Annotated in this window: 2 protein-coding genes and 1 pseudogene; all 3 read right to left on the bottom strand. The window is 67.3% G+C overall.

What is annotated here, in order from left to right; all coding sequences use genetic code 11:
• On the bottom strand, positions 1 to 645 hold a 645-nt coding region (locus AC08OU_RS20300; protein ID WP_476605566.1), incomplete at its 3' end, for a LysR family transcriptional regulator.
• Positions 646 to 696: 51 nt separating this feature from the next.
• Positions 697 to 789 (bottom strand): annotated as a pseudogene (locus tag AC08OU_RS20305) (LysR family transcriptional regulator); the annotation flags it as partial.
• A 185-nt stretch (positions 790 to 974) separates the two neighbouring features.
• Positions 975 to 2,264, bottom strand: a complete 1,290-nt coding sequence (locus AC08OU_RS20310; RefSeq protein WP_476605564.1) for a cytochrome P450 — start codon at positions 2,262 to 2,264, stop codon at positions 975 to 977.
• Positions 2,265 to 2,623: the final 359 nt, after the last annotated feature.

Consider the following 2,623-nt stretch of genomic DNA (forward strand, 5'->3'; position numbering starts at 1 on the left):
GGTGGCGCCGGAGACGTCGACCTCCGCGGCCACACTCAGGCGGATGCCACAGCGGTCGGCGGCGGCGAGGATGGCGTCGTGCATCGCCGGGCTCTGTTCCCGGCGGAACAGCACGCATCCCTGGCCCGCCAGCTCCCGGAACGAGACCTGGCGGCGGTCCGCCCACGGGTGGTTCCGCCCGACGAGCGCCACCAGCGGCACGGTGAAGACCCGATGGGACCGCAACTGGGCCGCGAGAGGCCCAGCGAACACGAGCGCGACGTCGAGTTTTCCCGCGGTGAGGGCGGACAGCTGGGGGCCGCTGCGAGCCTCCCAGAGAGTGGTCGAGACGTTCGGGTAGTCAGCGTTGAGCCGCAGCAGGGTGGGTTGGAGGACCCGTTCCCCGGCGGGGAAGTTGAACCCGATGGGGATCCGACCGGTCCGGCCGGAAGCGGCCTCCCTGGCCGCCCGGACCGCCTGTCGTGCCTGTTCCAGCAGACGTCGTGCCTCCTTCTCGAAGGCCCGGCCCGCCGGAGTCAACCGGACCTCCCGGGAGGTCCGGTTGACCAGTTCGACACCGATGTCACGTTCGAGACGCTGGAGTTGCTGACTGAGGGGACGTAATGAAGTAACAAATACGTGATCGAGAGCATCATCGCAGGTCACAGGCCTGTGGAGGGTTCGAAACGCGCAAGTTATTTCATTGCGACTCCTGAGAGAGGGCTGGGCCAGATGGAGCCTGGCCGCGGCCCGGCCGAAGTGGAGTTCTTCTGCGATCGCCAGGAAAGAGACGAGGTATCGGAAATCGATCTTGCTCTCCATGGTACCTCCCGCGGACACGCTAGCGATCCCGAAAAACTACGGGTGAATACGGCGTGTGGAGATACGGAAGATACGGCGTAAGATTCGCCCGACGTGGCATCCACCACGCCTCCGACCTGGCACTTGACTTCGAGCAGAATATCAGAATCGGCTCGATCCGCGACTTTGCGGCACTATCCCCGGAAGCGGACGGGGAGCTCCGCCAGTCCTCGGATGAGCAGGTTGGATTTGTAGGGCGGCGAATCGACGAGAAGCTCGGCGGACCGGACCCGGTGGAGGAACCCCGCCAGGAAGATCTCCATCTCGAGCAACGCCAACGGCGCGCCGAGGCAGTAGTGGTGGCCAAGGCTGAACGACAGGTGCCGGGACGCGCCGGAGCCCGCCACGTAGCGGCGCACATCGAGACGGTCCGGGTCGTCGAACGCCTCCGGATCGCGGCTGGCGCAAGCGATCAACGCCACCAAGCCCTCACCCGGGGAAAAGGTCCGGCCACCCACCGTCATTTCCCGGATCGCTGCCCGGGTGTTGAGGTGGATCGGGGAGTCATAGCGTAGCAGCTCGTCGACGGCGGGCCGGATGAGATCCGGTTCGTCGCGCAGCAACGCCGTCTGATCGGGGTTACGCAGCAACGCCAGCGCCCCGTTGCCGACCAGGTTGACCGTCGTCTCGTGGCCGGCGATCAGCAGGGTCACGCAGGTGCCGAGCAGTTCGTCCTCGGTCAGCCGATCACCCTGCTCCTCGACGGCGGCCAGCGCGCTGAGCAGATCGTCGCCACCGCTGCGGCGGCTGCGCGCGACCAGCGCACGGAAGTAGGCGAGGAACTCAGGGATGGCGTCGTTACGTTCCGCCAACGCCTCCGGAGACATCAGGACGTCCGGGTCGAACGCCCTGGCCAGCGCCTGCGACCAGATCTGGATGATGCCGTGGTCGGCCGCCGGCACCCCGAGGATCTCACAGATGATCGTGAGTGGCAGCGGGTACGCGATCGTCTCGATGAGGTCGAACTCTCCGGCCCGCAGCGCGGTGTCGAGCAGGTCGTCGACGAGGGCGGTGATACGCGGCCGCAGATCGGCGACCCGACGCGGGGTGAACGCCTTGCTCACCAGGCCGCGCAGCCGGGTGTGGTCCGGCGGCTCCATCCACAGGAACGTCGCCGGGAACTCCTCGGCGGGCAAGGTGGGATGCAGTTGGTGGGCCTCCTGATCGTGCCCCCAACTCTGGTTGGACAGTACCGCTACGCAGTCGTCGTGCCGGGTGGCGACCTGCAGTCCGAACGGCGTCTCGGGCAGCCGGCCGGCTGCCCGCAGGCGCGCATAGAGCGGATAGGGATTCGGCCTGTTCGCGGGATCGAACAACGCGGCCAGCAGATCAGTCGCCTGGTCCGGGAGCGGGTTCCCGTGGTCGGCCGCGACGCCGGTACCGGCGTCCGCCCCGGCGAATACGGAATCGGTTGTGACTGCCATGGCGTGCTCCTCATCGTCGGTCCGACGAATGCCAGCGCGAGTGGTGCCACGGAGCTTGGTTCACGGTGGGTCTCCACCTGGAAGCGCCCCGGGACCTGTGCGTTCAGGCCACCTGCCCGGAGCCCGATCGCGGCGGGAGACATGAGGGAATGGAGGCGACGGATGGGATGAGTAGGACGGCGGGACGGTGGCGGGTGGGGACCCTCGGTTCCGTTCCCGAGTCTCGTTTCCGGACCCTCGCCTCCAGATTCCGGCCGGACACCAGGAAACTTGATTCGGTCGCGGTCGCGCGCCGGGCCGTCGACCCGGCGAGGTGATCGGTACATTTGATACCACCAGGACGACACCCAGGTAAGGGG

The organism is Frankia sp. CcMO1 (assembly GCF_977945845.1).